Source organism: Sphingobium sp. BS19 (genome assembly GCF_027925545.1).
Classification (GTDB): Bacteria; Pseudomonadota; Alphaproteobacteria; order Sphingomonadales; family Sphingomonadaceae; genus Sphingobium.
On sequence record NZ_BSEF01000001.1, the window covers coordinates 56,978 to 71,031 of the forward strand.

At 61.6% G+C, this 14,054-nt stretch carries 16 protein-coding genes and 1 tRNA gene; 4 read left to right on the plus strand and 13 right to left on the minus strand.

All coding sequences use genetic code 11. The annotated features are described in order from the left end of the window. Positions 1 to 13: 13 nt before the first annotated feature. Positions 14 to 793, plus strand: coding sequence for an SDR family NAD(P)-dependent oxidoreductase (locus QMG56_RS00350; protein ID WP_281820488.1), 780 nt, complete (start codon positions 14 to 16; stop codon positions 791 to 793). Positions 794 to 1,096: 303 nt separating this feature from the next. Here QMG56_RS00350 and rplA read toward each other — a convergent pair whose 3' ends face one another. The 5 genes from rplA to QMG56_RS00375 all read right to left on the minus strand — a co-directional run bounded on the left by rplA (position 1,097) and on the right by QMG56_RS00375 (position 3,475). Next, entirely contained in the window at positions 1,097 to 1,795 is a 699-nt protein-coding gene (gene rplA, locus QMG56_RS00355; RefSeq protein WP_230189056.1) for a 50S ribosomal protein L1, read from the minus strand. A gap of 3 nt (positions 1,796 to 1,798) precedes the next feature. After that, positions 1,799 to 2,230 carry a 50S ribosomal protein L11 gene (gene rplK, locus QMG56_RS00360; RefSeq protein ID WP_230189055.1) on the minus strand — a complete coding sequence of 144 codons (432 nt, stop codon included), beginning with the start codon at positions 2,228 to 2,230 and terminating at the stop codon, positions 1,799 to 1,801. A gap of 213 nt (positions 2,231 to 2,443) precedes the next feature. Further along, positions 2,444 to 2,980 carry a transcription termination/antitermination protein NusG gene (gene nusG / locus QMG56_RS00365; protein ID WP_230189160.1) on the minus strand — a complete coding sequence of 179 codons (537 nt, stop codon included), beginning with the start codon at positions 2,978 to 2,980 and terminating at the stop codon, positions 2,444 to 2,446. 52 nt (positions 2,981 to 3,032) lie between these two features. Next, positions 3,033 to 3,233: a preprotein translocase subunit SecE gene (secE, locus tag QMG56_RS00370; protein ID WP_230189054.1), complete on the minus strand. Its 201-nt coding sequence runs from the start codon at positions 3,231 to 3,233 to the stop codon at positions 3,033 to 3,035. Positions 3,234 to 3,399: 166 nt separating this feature from the next. Then, positions 3,400 to 3,475: transfer RNA gene (locus QMG56_RS00375), tRNA-Trp, on the minus strand. Between the two features lie 120 nt (positions 3,476 to 3,595). Here QMG56_RS00375 and aat point away from each other — a divergent pair. Continuing rightward, positions 3,596 to 4,306: a leucyl/phenylalanyl-tRNA--protein transferase gene (gene aat, locus QMG56_RS00380; protein WP_281820493.1), complete on the plus strand. Its 711-nt coding sequence runs from the start codon at positions 3,596 to 3,598 to the stop codon at positions 4,304 to 4,306. A 26-nt stretch (positions 4,307 to 4,332) separates the two neighbouring features. On the opposite strand, the gene QMG56_RS00385 is transcribed toward aat, so the two are convergent. The 3 genes from QMG56_RS00385 to QMG56_RS00395 form a co-directional block, all read right to left on the minus strand. Next, a complete protein-coding gene (locus tag QMG56_RS00385; RefSeq protein ID WP_230189052.1) occupies positions 4,333 to 4,731 on the minus strand; it encodes an NADH:ubiquinone oxidoreductase subunit NDUFA12 in 399 nt (132 codons plus the stop codon). A gap of 180 nt (positions 4,732 to 4,911) precedes the next feature. After that, positions 4,912 to 5,421, minus strand: a complete 510-nt coding sequence (locus QMG56_RS00390) for a DUF192 domain-containing protein (protein WP_375713604.1) — start codon at positions 5,419 to 5,421, stop codon at positions 4,912 to 4,914. A 133-nt stretch (positions 5,422 to 5,554) separates the two neighbouring features. Beyond that, complete coding sequence (locus QMG56_RS00395; RefSeq protein ID WP_281820497.1) at positions 5,555 to 6,118, minus strand: regulatory protein RecX; 564 nt, start codon at positions 6,116 to 6,118, stop codon at positions 5,555 to 5,557. A 129-nt stretch (positions 6,119 to 6,247) separates the two neighbouring features. Between QMG56_RS00395 and QMG56_RS00400 the strand changes: the two genes are divergently transcribed. Then, a complete protein-coding gene (locus tag QMG56_RS00400; protein ID WP_281820952.1) occupies positions 6,248 to 7,987 on the plus strand; it encodes a fatty acyl-AMP ligase in 1,740 nt (579 codons plus the stop codon). Between the two features lie 167 nt (positions 7,988 to 8,154). Continuing rightward, positions 8,155 to 10,455 carry a bifunctional diguanylate cyclase/phosphodiesterase gene (locus QMG56_RS00405; protein ID WP_375713617.1) on the plus strand — a complete coding sequence of 767 codons (2,301 nt, stop codon included), beginning with the start codon at positions 8,155 to 8,157 and terminating at the stop codon, positions 10,453 to 10,455. 6 nt (positions 10,456 to 10,461) lie between these two features. Here QMG56_RS00405 and QMG56_RS00410 read toward each other — a convergent pair whose 3' ends face one another. From QMG56_RS00410 to aroQ, 5 genes are all read right to left on the minus strand, one after another. Continuing rightward, positions 10,462 to 11,211: a ParA family protein gene (locus QMG56_RS00410; RefSeq protein WP_281820499.1), complete on the minus strand. Its 750-nt coding sequence runs from the start codon at positions 11,209 to 11,211 to the stop codon at positions 10,462 to 10,464. A 103-nt stretch (positions 11,212 to 11,314) separates the two neighbouring features. After that, positions 11,315 to 11,659 carry an arsenate reductase family protein gene (locus QMG56_RS00415; protein ID WP_281820501.1) on the minus strand — a complete coding sequence of 115 codons (345 nt, stop codon included), beginning with the start codon at positions 11,657 to 11,659 and terminating at the stop codon, positions 11,315 to 11,317. Further along, a complete protein-coding gene (accC, locus tag QMG56_RS00420) occupies positions 11,656 to 13,008 on the minus strand; it encodes an acetyl-CoA carboxylase biotin carboxylase subunit (protein WP_281820503.1) in 1,353 nt (450 codons plus the stop codon). The genes QMG56_RS00415 and accC overlap by 4 nt, the downstream gene beginning before the upstream one ends. 10 nt (positions 13,009 to 13,018) lie before the next feature. Beyond that, the gene (gene accB / locus QMG56_RS00425) at positions 13,019 to 13,501 is read right to left on the minus strand and encodes an acetyl-CoA carboxylase biotin carboxyl carrier protein (RefSeq protein WP_230189047.1); all 483 of its coding nucleotides are present in this window, start codon (positions 13,499 to 13,501) and stop codon (positions 13,019 to 13,021) included. 82 nt (positions 13,502 to 13,583) lie between these two features. Continuing rightward, positions 13,584 to 14,024 (minus strand): type II 3-dehydroquinate dehydratase, encoded by a 441-nt coding sequence (gene aroQ / locus QMG56_RS00430; protein WP_281820504.1) that lies wholly within the window; start codon positions 14,022 to 14,024, stop codon positions 13,584 to 13,586. Between the last annotated feature and the right edge of the window lie 30 nt (positions 14,025 to 14,054).

A 14,054-nucleotide genomic window follows, 5' to 3' on the forward strand; every position in this document is an offset into this window, starting at 1 on the left:
AGAGCATGAGACTATGGCAGATTTAAGCGGCAAGGTAGCTCTGGTCACGGGCGGAACTTCAGGCATCGGGCGCGGCGCAGTCGAGCGACTGGCGCAGGATGGCGCGAAGGTGCTGTTTACCGGCTCCAATGAGGAAGCGGCGAAAGCCGTGACTGACGCGACCGGCGCAGCGTTCATCAAAAGTCGGGTGGAAAGTCCCGAGGACTGGCAGCGTGTCGAGCAACACATTCGGTCGGAATATGGGCGGCTGGACATCGTGTTCGCCAATGCCGGGATCGAAGCAGGCGACAGCAGCGTCGAATCGATCACCATCGAGGGGTGGGACCGGATCATTGCGGTGAACCTGACCGGCGTGATGCTGACCGCGCAGACGGCGGTGAAGATCATGCGTGACAATCCGGGCGGGCCGACCGGGTCGATCATCATCAATTCGTCGATGTCGGCGCACAAGGCGATGGGCAATTTCGTCGCTTATTCCACCACCAAATCGGCGGTGATCGCGCTGGGCAAGTCCATCGCGATGCATTGCGCCAACGAAGGGTTGCAGGTGCGCTGTAACAGCGTGCTTCCGGGCGTCGTTGAAACCAGCATGATCCGCAACATCATCGACCGTTCGCCCGATCCGGCGCTCGCACGCAGCATGTACGAAGGCATGGCGCCGATGAAGCGGATGGCGAAGGTGGAGGAAGTCGCGGCGCTCGTGGCGTTTCTGGCTTCGGACGAGGCGGCGTTTATTTCGGGGACGGAATATCTGATCGACGGGGCGTCGACGGCGGGTATGATGGGGGTTTGAGGGATCGTCTGCGGGCGAAGGCACTTCGCGTCACCTATACAAAATTGCGATGATTGCGACTTATAGGCACGGTATTGGTGTTCCCCGGCGAAAGCCGGGGTCCAGTCCCACGCTCAGAACTGGACCCCGGCTTTCGCCGGGGAACACCAGACTGTAGGTTCCTATCAATGCACATTGGTATTAGTAGAAGGCTTCGACAGGCTCAGCCCGAGCGGGTGGTGGGGGTTGAGGCAGTAGTAACAAAAAAGGCCCCGTCCTCTGCGTGAGGACGGGGCCTTTTTTGTTAGCTTAACGTAGGTCGGATCAGGCCGAAGCGACTTCCGATACGTCGACCTTCACGCCTGGGCCCATCGAGGACGACAGAGCGATCTTGCGGACATACTTGCCCTTCGAACCGGTCGGCTTGGCCTTTACGATTGCGTCGACGAATGCGTCGAAGTTCTTGCGCAGATCGTCCTGGCTGAAGCTGGCCTTGCCCAGACCAGCGTGGATGATACCGGCCTTTTCAACGCGGAATTCGATCTGGCCGCCCTTGGCTGCCTTCACGGCTTCTGCGACGTTCGGGGTCACGGTGCCGAGCTTCGGGTTAGGCATCAGGCCCTTGGGACCCAGAACCTTACCGAGACGACCGACGAGGCCCATCATGTCCGGCGTCGCGATGACGCGCTGGAAGTCGATGTTGCCAGCCTGAATGCTATCGAGCAGGTCTTCTGCACCAACGATGTCGGCGCCAGCGGCAGTCGCTGCTTCGGCCTTGTCGCCGCGCGCGAACACAGCGACGCGAACCGTCTTGCCGGTGCCAGCAGGCAGGGTGACGACGCCGCGGACCATCTGGTCAGCGTGACGGGGATCGACGCCCAGGTTGATCGCCACTTCGACGGATTCGTCGAACTTGGCAGTCGCGTGGGTCTTGATCAGCGCCAGTGCGTCATCGACGCTGTGCAGCTTTTCCTTGTCGATTGCGGTGGCGAGGGTCTTCGCCTTCTTTGTCAGCTTAGCCATGTCTTAGCCCTCCACCACTTCGAGGCCCATTGCGCGGGCGCTGCCTTCGATGATCTTCGTTGCGGCGTCGATGTCATTCGCGTTCAGATCCTTCATCTTGACCTGTGCGATTTCCGAAAGCTGCGAACGCTTGATCTTGCCAGCGACGACCTTGCCCGGTTCCTTGGAACCCGACTTGAGACCGGCTGCCTTCTTGATGAGGAAGGTGGCTGGAGGCGTCTTGGTGACGAAGGAGAAGCTGCGGTCGGCATAGACGGTGATGACGGTGGGGAGGGGGGTACCCTTTTCCACGTCGCCGGTCGCCGCGTTGAAGCCCTTGCAGAATTCCATGATGTTCACGCCGCGCTGACCCAGCGCAGGGCCGATCGGCGGGGACGGATTGGCGGCGCCCGCAGGCACCTGGAGCTTGATATAGCCCGTAATCTTTTTAGCCATGTTTACTCACTCTGTTGCTGGAAGGGCGGCGGACCGACCTTCCCGTTCAAGTTTAGCGGTCAAGCAGCGCATCCGAAGATGCGCCTCCCGCGGGTATTCCCGGTCGCCCGGAAATCTCTTTTACGTCACCCCAGCGAAGGCTGGGGTCTCAAGCGGCACGGGTGCGACCCGGAACCACGAGATCCCAGCCTACGCTGGCATGACGGATGTCGTTTACTTCGCCAGTTCGACCTGTTCGAAGTCCAGTTCCACGGGGGTCGCGCGGCCGAAGATCGACACGGACACCTTCACGCGGCTCTTTTCGAAGTCCAGTTCCTCGACCACGCCGTTGAAGCTGGCGAAGGGACCGTCCAGAACCTTGACGCTGTCGCCGATCTCGTAATTGACCGTGATCTTCGTCTTGGGATTGGCGGCGGCTTCTTCCTTGGTGTTGAGGATGCGCGCGGCTTCCGCTTCGGTGATCGCCTGCGGCTTGCCCATCGACCCCAGGAAGCCCGTGACCTTCGGCGTGTTCTTCACGAGGTGATACACGTCGTCGTTCATCGCCAGCTTGGCAAGGACGTAGCCGGGGAAGAATTTCCGTTCCGACTGCACCTTTTTGCCGCGGCGTACTTCAGTGACGGTTTCCACCGGCACCTCGACGGATTCGACCAACTGGGTCAGGCCCAGGCGTTCGGCATCGGCCACGATCGAGTCGCGGACCTTATTCTCGAAGCCTGAATAGGCATGGATGATGTACCAGCGCGCCATGTTGACCGTCAAAACTCCAATTCTATACCGTTCGCGTCGTTCCTGATCCGCCTCAACCGGCGGCCAGCGCCAGCAACCACTTCACCAGCGCACCGAATACGGTGTCGATGCCGAAGAAAAACAGGCCCAGGATCGATGTCATGATGACGACCATAACCGTGGTCATCATCGTTTCCCGACTCGTCGGCCACACAATCTTGTTCGCTTCTGCGCGTACCTGATTGACGAATTCCGCTGGGGACGTCTTGGCCATGAGAGTCGATCAACCCATTCAAAAACAACACAAACCGCGAAGCAATACGCCGCCCTCCGGGCCTTGCCCAGATCGGGCTTCCCGGATGCGGCCACTGCTCCGCGACCAATTTTCTTCACGTTCCATAGACTTATGCCCAAGCCTTTTCAAGCTGGGCGCAAGCCAATGGCAGGAGCGGAGGGACTCGAACCCACGGCATTCGGTTTTGGAGACCGACGCTCTACCAACTGAGCTACGCTCCTGTATCACCACTTATGGCAGCGAAGAGGCGCGCTTTAGCTTGGGTGGCGCGGGAGGGCAAGAGTGGTTTTCGCGAGGTGGCCGGTTGGCGTGGGGCGCAAAGGCGGGTAGCGTGCGGTGGAATGACGATAGACCCGGTTTTGTTGCTTCAGGCCTATGCCATCGGTGTGTTCCCGATGTCCGACGACCGCGAGGCGCAGGACATCTATTGGGTGGAGCCGAAAAAGCGGGCGGTCATGCCGCTGGAAGGCTTCGTCGTATCGCGATCTCTGGCGCGGACGATCCGGCGGGACCGGTTCAAGGTGCGCGCCAACGGGGATTTCGCGCGGGTTGTGCAGATGTGCGCGGAGGCGGCGCCGGACCGGCCCTCGACCTGGATCAATCGCAGTATCGAGGCGGCGTATCTCGAACTCCACCGGCTGGGCTTTGCGCATTGTGTGGAGTGCTGGGACGGCGAGGATCTGGTCGGCGGGCTGTATGGCGTGTCGCTGGGGCGGGCGTTCTTTGGCGAGAGCATGTTTTCGCGCCGCACCGATGCGTCGAAGGTCGCGCTGGCGTGGCTGGTGGCGCGGTTGAAGGCCGGCGGATTCACGCTGCTCGATTGCCAGTTCATGACCGACCATCTGCGGTCGCTGGGCGCGGTGGAGATGCGGCAGAGCGCCTATCTCAAGCTGTTGGCGCAAGCGGTGGCCGATGCGCCTTTGGGGCGCGGGCGGTTGCTGGTCGACGCTGGGGCAGGGGATGTGACGCGCGCTGCGTTCGATCCGATTAGCGGCGCGGATGTGCGGATGACGGGAGAGCATGTGCTGGGGCTATTGCGGGGCGCATCCTAAATAATGCGCCGTAATGCCCAGGCAGATTAGCCCGCGTCGGGGGACCAGGCCTCGTAGTCACCGGTGGCCGACTGGCGCACGCCGCCTTTTTCGATGGCGCCGCTCGGGCGATAAGCGTTCACGGTGCCAGTCTGGTTGGGCGTATAATCGCGTTCCCAGATGCGGGCAGGGGGCAGGAAGCTTTCCGGCGCGTCTTCGAACGTGTTGTGCAGCCAGCCATGCCATTCGGGCGGCACGCGGCTCGCATCGTTGGCGCCAGCATACATCACCCAGCGGCGGGGATTGCCGTGGACGTCCTTGCCACCCTGAAAATAGACATTGCCCTGATGGTCCTCCCCCACGCGCGTGCCGTTACGCGCGCTCCAGAGTGCGGTGCCGATGGTCGCGCCGTCCCACCAGGTGAAGATCTTGCCGAGGATTCCCATGCGGATTCGCTTAGCCGCTGGCAGGGCGGATTGGCAAGGCGGTTTTGGTGGGGGCTGGTTAGCAATCTCGTCACCCCGGACTTGATCCGGGGTCCCGCTGTCAAATTTGTTGGCTGACTTTGGAAACTGGAGGAAGAAGCGGGACCCCGGGTCAAGCCCGGGGTGACGTAACCGGTATGCCTACGGACAAAAGCTCGCCCGGTCCCAGCTTTCATCGGGCCGCACGTCCGGCACGGCGCAGGCGCCCCATTTTACTTTGTCCCCTTCCTTTACGCCCAGTTCCGCCGCTCTGCCGCCGCGCAGTTCGAGGACGGCTGCTACTGGCACGCCTGCGGAGACGGGTTCGCGGGCGTAGGGTTTGGTGTTGGCGGCGACGAGCGCGATGGTGCCGTCGATGCGGATGAAGAGCATGTCGAGGGGGATGACGGTGTTCTTCATCCAGAAGCTGGCAGTGCGGGGCGGGGTCATGGGGAAGACCATGCCGCCGTCTGCGGGCAGTTCCTTGCGGAACATCAGGCCTTGCGCCTGTTCCTCCGGCGTAAGGGCGAGTTCCACGTCGAAACGGTGCGTCTTGCCTTTGCTGGCGATGGTCAGGGGGATGGTGCTGGCCGTCGTTTTGGTTGCGACGGTAGTGTTGTCGGCTTTGGGGGCTTTGTCCGAGCAGGCGGATAGCGCGAGGCATAGGGGCAATAAGCCGATGCGTGCAATATGACGTAGCCTGTTCCCCGGCGCACGCCGGGGTCTAGGAGCCCCACGCGCTGTGTTTTGTTGCTCTGGACCCCGGCGTGCGCCGGGGAACAGTGTGGAGGCGATGGCGTAAAAACTAATCTTCACGTTCGGGCATCTCCCCTGGGGCGGCGTCGATCCATCGGCGGGCCATCGCGTAATCATGGCCTGCGCGCAGGAAGGCGGCAATGTGCTTGTCGCGTTTGTCGCGCTCGATCGGCGCGGCGGCATAGGGGCCGAGGCGCTTGCGGCGGGCGAAGGCGTCGGCGGAGGCCCAGCGTTCAGCGGCGGCGTCGTCCAGCGCGGGGGCACTGTCTTCCTCTTCCACGCCCGCGGCGCGCAGCGCTTCGCCGACGCGGCGGGTGCCGAAGCCGCGACGGGTGAGCGCTGCGCCCTTCATGGCGGCGAAGCTGGCGTCGTCGATATAGCCTAGCTCTACGAATTGCTCGGCCAGCGCCTGCAGATCGGGCGGCTGTGCATCGTCCCATCCGCGCTCCCTGATCTTGCGAGAGAGATAGGCAGTCAGCTTTGCTCTTGTCGTGGCGAAGCGTCCCACATAATGCAGCGCAAGATCGCGCAATTTTGCATCGGTGAGCGGCGGGGGCGGCTTTTTGGCGCGATTGGAGGGTGAAAATGACGGCACGCGCCACTTTTGTGCCACAGTCGGGCCGGAATTTGAACGCGCCTTGTGCGCTAAAAGAGCAGGCTGGACAGAATTTCGAGGCGCGCCCAAAAGAAAAATCACGGGTTTGCCAATAATTTCAGGATATTAGCATTGGTTGAAACCAATATGACGGGATCGCAGACCATATTGACCGCCACGCCGACGCAGGACAGCCTGCCGCGGCGGCTGTCGGATTTCGCCACTTTGGGCGAAGCGCTTGATTATGCGGCGCAGGGCGTGCGCGGCCTGAACTTTCACGATCCGCGCGGTAATCTGGCGCGGGCCTATCCCTTTTCGGAACTGCGCAGCGATGCGTTGGATTGCGCGTATCGACTTATTGCGCATGGCGTGAAGCCGCTGGACCGGATCGCTTTGATCGCGGAGACCGGCCCGGAATTCGCGCAGATGTTCTTCGGCATCGTCTATGCAGGCGCTTGGCCGGTGCCGCTGCCGCTGCCGACCAGCTTTGGCGGCAAGGAAAGCTATATCGACCAGTTGGTCGTCCAGCTTTCGAGCAGCGATCCGACGATCCTGTTCTACCCTGCCGAACTGGCCGAGATGGCAGGCGAAGCGGCGGCGCAGCGCAACGTAGAGCCTTTGGCGTTCGATGCGTTCATCGCGCGAAGCGCTGCGCCCTGCGTGCTGCCGAGCGCAGACACAAACGACATCGCCTATCTGCAATATTCCAGCGGATCGACGCGCTTTCCGCATGGCGTCGCGGTTACCCACCATGCGCTGCTCAGCAACCTGTCGGCGCACAGCCACGGGATGCAGGTGCAGGACAGCGACCGCTGCATAAGCTGGCTGCCCTGGTATCATGACATGGGGCTGGTCGGTTGCTTCCTGTCGGTCGTCGCCAATCAGGTGTCGACCGATTACATGAAGACTGAGGATTTCGCGCGGCGTCCGCTGGCGTGGCTGGATCTCATCAGCCGCAACGAAGGCACCTCGATCAGCTATTCGCCGACCTTCGGATACGATATCTGTTCGCGCCGCATGTCGAGCCAGACCAAGGCCGCCGACCGCTTCGATCTGTCGCGCTGGCGGCTGGCGGGCAACGGCGCGGACATGATTCGCCCCGACGTGATGCAAGGCTTTGTAGATGCGTTCGCCGATGCAGGCTTTGCACCGACAGCGTTCCTGCCAAGCTATGGCCTTGCCGAAGCAACGCTGGCGGTGACAATCATGCCGCCGGGCGAAGGCATCGTCGTCGAACTGGTCGAGGAAACCGACCTGTCGGGCGGTTCGGCCGCCGAAGGCCGTCCGCAGCGTTTCCGTGCCATCGTCAATTGCGGCAAGCCCGCCAAGGACATGATCGTACAGATCCGCGACGAAGACGGCAGCCCGCTGAACGAGCGCCAGATCGGCAAGGTGTGGACCACCGGGCCGTCGCTGATGGTCGGCTATTTCCGCGATCAGGAAGCGACCGACGCTTGCCTGATCGACGGCTGGCTCGATACTGGCGACATGGGTTATCTGAGCGACGGCTATCTCTATATCGTGGGCCGCGCCAAGGACATGATCATCATCAACGGCAAGAACCACTGGCCGCAGGATATCGAATGGGCCGTGGAGCAGTTGCCGGGGTTCAAGCAGGGCGACATCGCTGCCTTCGCAATCACGACGCCGGGCGGCGAAGAAGCGCCCGCCGTGCTGGTGCACTGCCGAACATCCGACAATGCAGAGCGATCGCGCCTCCGCGACGAAATTCGGGAGCGGGTACGCTCGATCACCGGCATGAACTGCGTTGTGGAACTGGTGCCGCCACGAACCTTGCCGCGCACCAGCTCCGGCAAGCTCAGCCGGTCAAAGGCGCGCAACCTGTATCTGTCCGGGGAAATCCGTCCGTACGATATCGCGGCCTGAGGCATTCGTCGCCGCAAGCGGCGTAAATTGATCGAAAATGGTGCAAATCCTGTCGATCATTTCGTGACGTTGCTAACCGATTGATAACTCTGTTGTGGCACTCCAATAGAGTGAACCCGGACTCTACCACTTCGCCCGCAACGGATCGGGATAAGCTGTCGCTTCTGATGCTGATGGGGTGTGTCCCGCCGCGGGCAGTTTCGCCCGACCTGCTATATCGCGCGCAGTTTTGGTCAGCGGACCGATTTTACATAGTGCAGTTCATCCTGAACATTCTGGCGATGGCCTTCGTGTGGAGCGTGTTTGGCGCCAGCGCGCATCTCCCCATGTTTGTCGGCTGGACTGTCCTTGCGGTCATCGTCACGCTTCTGCCGCTGCGTCACAGTCGGCAGCGAATCCGCGAGGACTATGCTTCAGTAACGCGAAACGATATTCTGGCGCAGGGTGGCCTCGTCACTCTGCAGGGGGTGTTGTGGACGGTTGCGACGCTGTCTTTCTCGCAAGCGGGCCATCCGGAACAGATCATCGCGATCTGGACGCTCAACAGTTGTTTGATGGTTGGTGCTGCGGTGGCGCTGTCGGCTTTGCCCTTGGCATCCATCGGCTTTCTTCTGATTGTCGGGGCGGGCGGCGTACTGTTGTTCCCTGAAGCCTATGGCCCTCAATTGCCGATTTTGGCTGCAAGCTATGCTTTGGCTCTCCTGATCGCCAGCCTCAAACATGCGCGCGCGTTTGGTCAGCAGTTACAGACGGGGGCGGAGCTTACCGAGAAGCGCGAAGTCGTCAGCCTACTGCTGCGCGAACATGATGAGTTAGGGGCAGACTGGCTGTGGCAGACTGACACAGCGCGCCGCATTTCTGCTGTGTCGCCGCGTCTTGCCGAGTTGCTGGGGACGACGCCCGCAGCGCTGGAAGGCAAGCCCCTGGTCCAGATACTGGCGGGAAGTCATTGGGAAACCGGGGAGTTCAACGCGGGCCTGCGCGACGTGGCCGAGCGGCTGAAACGACACGAAAGTTTCAGCCATGTCGTGCTGCCCGTGGAAATCGACGGTTCCCTGCGCTGGTGGGACTTGTCGGCTTCGCCGCGACTGGACGACAATGGCGCATTCCTTGGTTTCCGGGGCGTGGGATCGGATGTCACCGAACAGCGGGAAACATCCGACAAGATCGCACAACTGGCGCGTTTCGATCCACTGACCGGTCTGCCCAATCGCCTGCAACTGAGCGAAGCCTTATCCGCAGCGCTCCATTCGGTTGAGCGGTGGAACGGCCGGTGCGCGTTTCTGATGATCGATCTTGACCGCTTCAAATCGGTCAATGACACGCTGGGGCATCAGGTCGGCGACAAGCTGCTGGAACAGGTTGCCGAGCGCCTGCGCGAAATGTGCGGCCCGTATGAAGTATGCGGACGGATTGGCGGCGACGAGTTCGCCATCGTCATGCGCGAATTCGATGAGCCGTTCCGCATCGCGCAATTCTCCCTGGCGCTGATCGACGCACTGTCGCAGCCCTATGAAGTCGGACCGAACATGCTGTACATCGGGGCTTCAGTGGGATCGGCGATGGCGCCACGCGATGGCACGACAACCGAAACGCTCATCCGCAGCGCCGATCTCGCGCTATATCGCGCCAAGGACGAAGGCGGCGGTACGCATTGCCCCTATGAGCCACGCCTGCATGTCGATGCCGAGGAACGCCGAACGCTGGAAATTGCGCTCCGCGAGGCGCTCGACAAGGAAGAGCTGCACGTTGTCTATCAGCCTGTCGTCAACGCCTTGACGGGCAAGATCGAAGGGTTCGAGTCTCTGGTTCGCTGGACACACCCGGAAATGGGCGTGATTTCTCCGGTCAAGTTTATACCCGTGGCCGAAGACGCGCGGCTGATCGCGCCAATCGGCGAATGGGTGCTGCACACCGCCTGTCAGGAAGCGATGCGCTGGCCGGACGACATCAAGATCGCCGTGAACGTGTCCGCAGAGCAGCTTCACAATCCGCAATTCGTTTCCTGCGTGATGTCTGCGCTGGACCAAAGCGGACTGGCACCGGGCCGTCTTGAGCTGGAAGTGACCGAAAGCGTGTTCATGCGCGAAGGCACGATGGCGACGCGGATCCTCGATCAGCTTTTGGCCCTTGGCGTACGCCTTTCGCTGGACGATTTCGGTACGGGCTATTCGTCGCTCGGTTATCTCAGCCGTACGAAGTTCAACACGATCAAGATCGACCGCAGTTTCGTGGTCAGTGCGGCCAAGCATGTGCCCGAAAGTCTGGCGATCATCCGGGCTGTGGTGGCGATGGCGACCAGCCTGGGCATGGCGACGACCGCAGAGGGCGTGGAGACTCAGACCGAGCTGGAAATGGTCAACGCGCTGGGCTGCACGAAAATTCAGGGCTATTATTTCGGGCGTCCGATGCCCGCGCATGAAGCCTTGCTGTTGTTCCGTAACAAGCGGAACAGCGCCGTCGCCTGATCTGCCTTACGAGCGCGTCAGACGGCGCTCTACGCCGGTCCACAATTGCGCGAATTCATGCGCGGCCGGAGAGCGGCTGGCGAACGCGCCCAGAGGCTTGCGCTTCGATGTCATCTGCTCGACGGCGCTTGCCATGGGAATGACGGGCCAGTCGGGCTGACTTTCCAGCGCTGCGCGATGCAGGGCACGGCGGCGATCCACCATGGAATAGACGGGCAGGATAGGCGCATGACCGCCACCACGCTGCACCAGATAGCGCGCGACTTCGCCCAAGGCGCGTTGCGACAGCGGGGAAGGGATGACGGGGACGATCACCAGATCGGCGGCGCGCAGCACCTGTTCGCTGGTCTCGGTAAGGCCCGGCGGACAATCGAGGATGATCCGGTCATACGCTTTACCGAGCCCGTCGATTAGTCGCGCCAGCCGCTTTTTCTTGCCCAGTTCGAAAAACAGGCGATCCAGACCGCGTAGCGAGGTGTCGGCAGCGATCAGGTCGATGCCCGGCATGGTCGACGGCCGGATCAGGGTTTCGATATCGACGTCCTTGCTGAAGATCGCGGTGGCTTCGTCGCGTCCGGTCTGATCGCCGGAAATCAGCCATGTCGCCGCCGCTTGCGGATCCAGATCCCAGAGCAATGTGCGCCGTTTGGAGATGGCGGCAGACGCCCATGCCAGATTGATGGCAAAGGTCGTCTTTCCCACGCCACCTTTCAGGCTGTAGATTGCGATCGTCGCCAAATCAGTGTTCCTGACCATGATGCAAGGCTAAACCCCCACACCCTTCCGTGGCAAGGCATAGATCATGCACTTATGACGCTTTTGCGACAGAATTGCTGCGCCGCAGCATATTCGTCCCAATTCAGAGCAAGTCGTGGACCTTTTCCTGAGGGCGGCAGAGCGCGACGCCCTTGTCGGTGCGGACCAGGGGGCGATCGATAAGGATCGGTTCTGCAGCCATCGCGGCGAGCACCGTTTCGGTGTTGGCGTCCGGCAATCCCCGCTCGACAGCATCCGTGCCGCGCAGGCGCAATCCCTGCTGCGGCGTCATCCCGGCATCGCGGTATAGCGCGCGCAAGGTGTCGACCGACGGCGGGGTCTTGAGATATTCGACGACGGTCACGTCCACGCCCGGTGTTTCCTCAAGAATAGCCAGTGTCTTGCGCGAGGTGCCGCAGGCGGGGTTGTGGTAGATGGTGGCTTTCATTCCGCGCCTTCCCGCGCCAGCCACTCCTCTAGCCACTTTATCGTATATGCGCCGTCCTGAAATTCCGGGTCGCGCAGCAGCGCCTGGTGGAGCGGGATCGTGGTTTTCATGCCCTCGATCACATATTCTTCCAGCGCACGTTTCAGACGCATGATCGCGCCTTCACGGGTGCGGCCGTAGACGATCAACTTGCCGATCATGGAATCGTAGTACGGTGGCACTTTATAGCCTTGATACAGGCCGCTATCGACGCGGACGTGCATGCCGCCGGGAACATGGTAGCGGGTGACGGTGCCGGGTGAGGGGACGAAGGTCTGAGGATCTTCGGCGTTGATGCGGCATTCGATCGCGTGGCCGGAAAAGACGAGGTCTTTCTGTTCCACCGACAGCGGGCGGCCTTCGGCGATGCGGATCTGTTCGCGGACGAGATCGACGCCGGTGATCATTTCCGTGACCGGATGCTCGACCTGAAGGCGGGTGTTCATTTCGATGAAATAGAACTCGCCGTCTTCGTACAGAAACTCGATGGTGCCTGCGCCGCGATAGCCCATGTCGGCCATTGCCTTGCTGACGATGCCGCCCATGCGGTCGCGCTCTGCGGGTGAAATGACAGGCGAGGGCGCTTCTTCGAGCACCTTTTGATGGCGGCGTTGCAGCGAGCAGTCGCGCTCGCCCAGATGGATGGCGTTGCCCTTGCCGTCTCCGAAAATCTGAAATTCGATATGGCGGGGATTGCCGAGATATTTTTCCAGATAGACGGTCGCGTCGCCGAAAGCGGCTTTGGCTTCGGAGCCGGCCTGCTGCATCTGGGTTTCGAGTTCGTCGGGGCTCTCGACGATCTTCATGCCGCGCCCGCCGCCGCCGGAGGCCGCCTTGATGATGACGGGATAGCCGATTTCCGCAGCGATCCGCTTGGCATCCACGATCTCGCTGATCGCGCCGTCGGAACCGGGGACGAGCGGCAGGCCCAGAGCGCCTGCGGTGCGCTTGGCCTCGACCTTGTCACCCATGGTGCGGATATGTTCGGGCTTGGGACCGATGAAGGCGATGCCGTGCGCTTCGACGATTTCGGCGAACTGTGCGTTTTCCGAAAGGAAGCCGTAGCCGGGATGGATGGCGTCCGCGCCGGAGATTTCGGCGGCAGAAATGATGTTGGGGATATTGAGATAGCTGTCGCGCGCGGCGGGCGGGCCGATGCAGATTGCTTCATCGGCAAGGCGCACGTGCATCGCGTCCGCATCTGCGGTGGAATGCACGGCGACTGTCTTGATGCCCATTTCATGCGCGGCGCGATGGATACGCAACGCGATTTCGCCGCGATTGGCGATCAGGATCTTCTCGATGCTCATGGCTGGCGGATTATTCGACAATGACGAGCGGCTGGTCGAATTCGACCGGCTGGCCATTTTCCACCAGCACGGCCTTAACCGTACCGGCCGTGGGCGCGAGGATGGGGTTCATGACCTTCATCGCTTCGACGATCAGCAGCGTGTCGCCCGCCTTCACCTGTGCGCCGACGCTGATGAAGTTGGCAGCTTCGGGATTGCCCGCCAGATAGGCGGTGCCGACCATCGGCGATTTGACGGCATTGGCATTGGCCGTGGAAAGGGTGGCTGCGGGCGCATCTGCAAGTGCGGCGGCGGCAGTCGGTGCAGCGGCGACGGGTGCCTGCTGCACATATTGCGGCGCGGCGTTGATCGCTGCGGCCTTGCGCGCGACGCGGATCTTGCGATCGCCGTCCTCGACCTCGATTTCGGTCAGATTGGTATCGTCGAGCATTTCAGCCAGCGCGCGCACCAGTGCGACATCGACCTGCATACCCGTTTCGCTTTTGTCGTTCATGAATGACCCTCTTTGGGATTTTTAGCCAGTTGTTGGCCCTGCGCCTATTGCGGTTCGCCGCGAAGCGCAACCTTTTGGGCGCTTAGAGTTCGAGTGCGGCTTCCAGCGCGAGACTGTAAGACAGCGCACCAAAGCCCGCAATCGTGCCCTTTGCGGCCATGCCGACATAGCTTTTGTGGCGGAAAGGTTCGCGGGCGTGGGGGTTGGACAAGTGCACCTCGATCACCGGGACCGTTATGCTCTTTATCGCATCGTGCAGCGCGACGGAGGTGTGGGTCAGGCCGCCGGGGTTCAGGATCACGGCATGGGCGCCCTGCGCATTGGCTTCGTGCAGCCAGTCGATCAGGTGGCCTTCATGATTGGATTGCAGAAATTCGATCTCCACATGGGCGCGGCTGGCCACGTCTTCCAGCCGTTCGGCGATGTCGTCCAGCGTATCGTAACCGTAGATTTCCGGCTCGCGGGTGCCGAGCAGATTGAGGTTCGGGCCGTTCAGAACGAAAATCTTCCTGCTGTCCGTCATGCCCACGCTTTCCCTATTCTTGGCCTATTA

Bases quoted from the DNA above. Each gene is read 5' to 3' on its own strand.
- QMG56_RS00350 (WP_281820488.1), top strand. From the start codon at position 14: ATGGCAGATTTAAGCGGCAAGGTAGCTCTGGTCACGGGCGGAACTTCA.
- rplA (WP_230189056.1), bottom strand. From the start codon at position 1,795: ATGGCTAAGCTGACAAAGAAGGCGAAGACCCTCGCCACCGCAATCGAC.
- rplK (WP_230189055.1), bottom strand. From the start codon at position 2,230: ATGGCTAAAAAGATTACGGGCTATATCAAGCTCCAGGTGCCTGCGGGC.
- nusG (WP_230189160.1), bottom strand. From the start codon at position 2,980: ATGGCGCGCTGGTACATCATCCATGCCTATTCAGGCTTCGAGAATAAG.
- secE (WP_230189054.1), bottom strand. From the start codon at position 3,233: ATGGCCAAGACGTCCCCAGCGGAATTCGTCAATCAGGTACGCGCAGAA.
- aat (WP_281820493.1), top strand. From the start codon at position 3,596: ATGACGATAGACCCGGTTTTGTTGCTTCAGGCCTATGCCATCGGTGTG.
- QMG56_RS00385 (WP_230189052.1), bottom strand. From the start codon at position 4,731: ATGGGAATCCTCGGCAAGATCTTCACCTGGTGGGACGGCGCGACCATC.
- QMG56_RS00400 (WP_281820952.1), top strand. From the start codon at position 6,248: ATGACGGGATCGCAGACCATATTGACCGCCACGCCGACGCAGGACAGC.
- QMG56_RS00405 (WP_375713617.1), top strand. From the start codon at position 8,155: ATGCTGATGGGGTGTGTCCCGCCGCGGGCAGTTTCGCCCGACCTGCTA.
- QMG56_RS00410 (WP_281820499.1), bottom strand. From the start codon at position 11,211: ATGGTCAGGAACACTGATTTGGCGACGATCGCAATCTACAGCCTGAAA.
- QMG56_RS00415 (WP_281820501.1), bottom strand. From the start codon at position 11,659: ATGAAAGCCACCATCTACCACAACCCCGCCTGCGGCACCTCGCGCAAG.
- accC (WP_281820503.1), bottom strand. From the start codon at position 13,008: ATGAGCATCGAGAAGATCCTGATCGCCAATCGCGGCGAAATCGCGTTG.
- accB (WP_230189047.1), bottom strand. From the start codon at position 13,501: ATGAACGACAAAAGCGAAACGGGTATGCAGGTCGATGTCGCACTGGTG.
- aroQ (WP_281820504.1), bottom strand. From the start codon at position 14,024: ATGACGGACAGCAGGAAGATTTTCGTTCTGAACGGCCCGAACCTCAAT.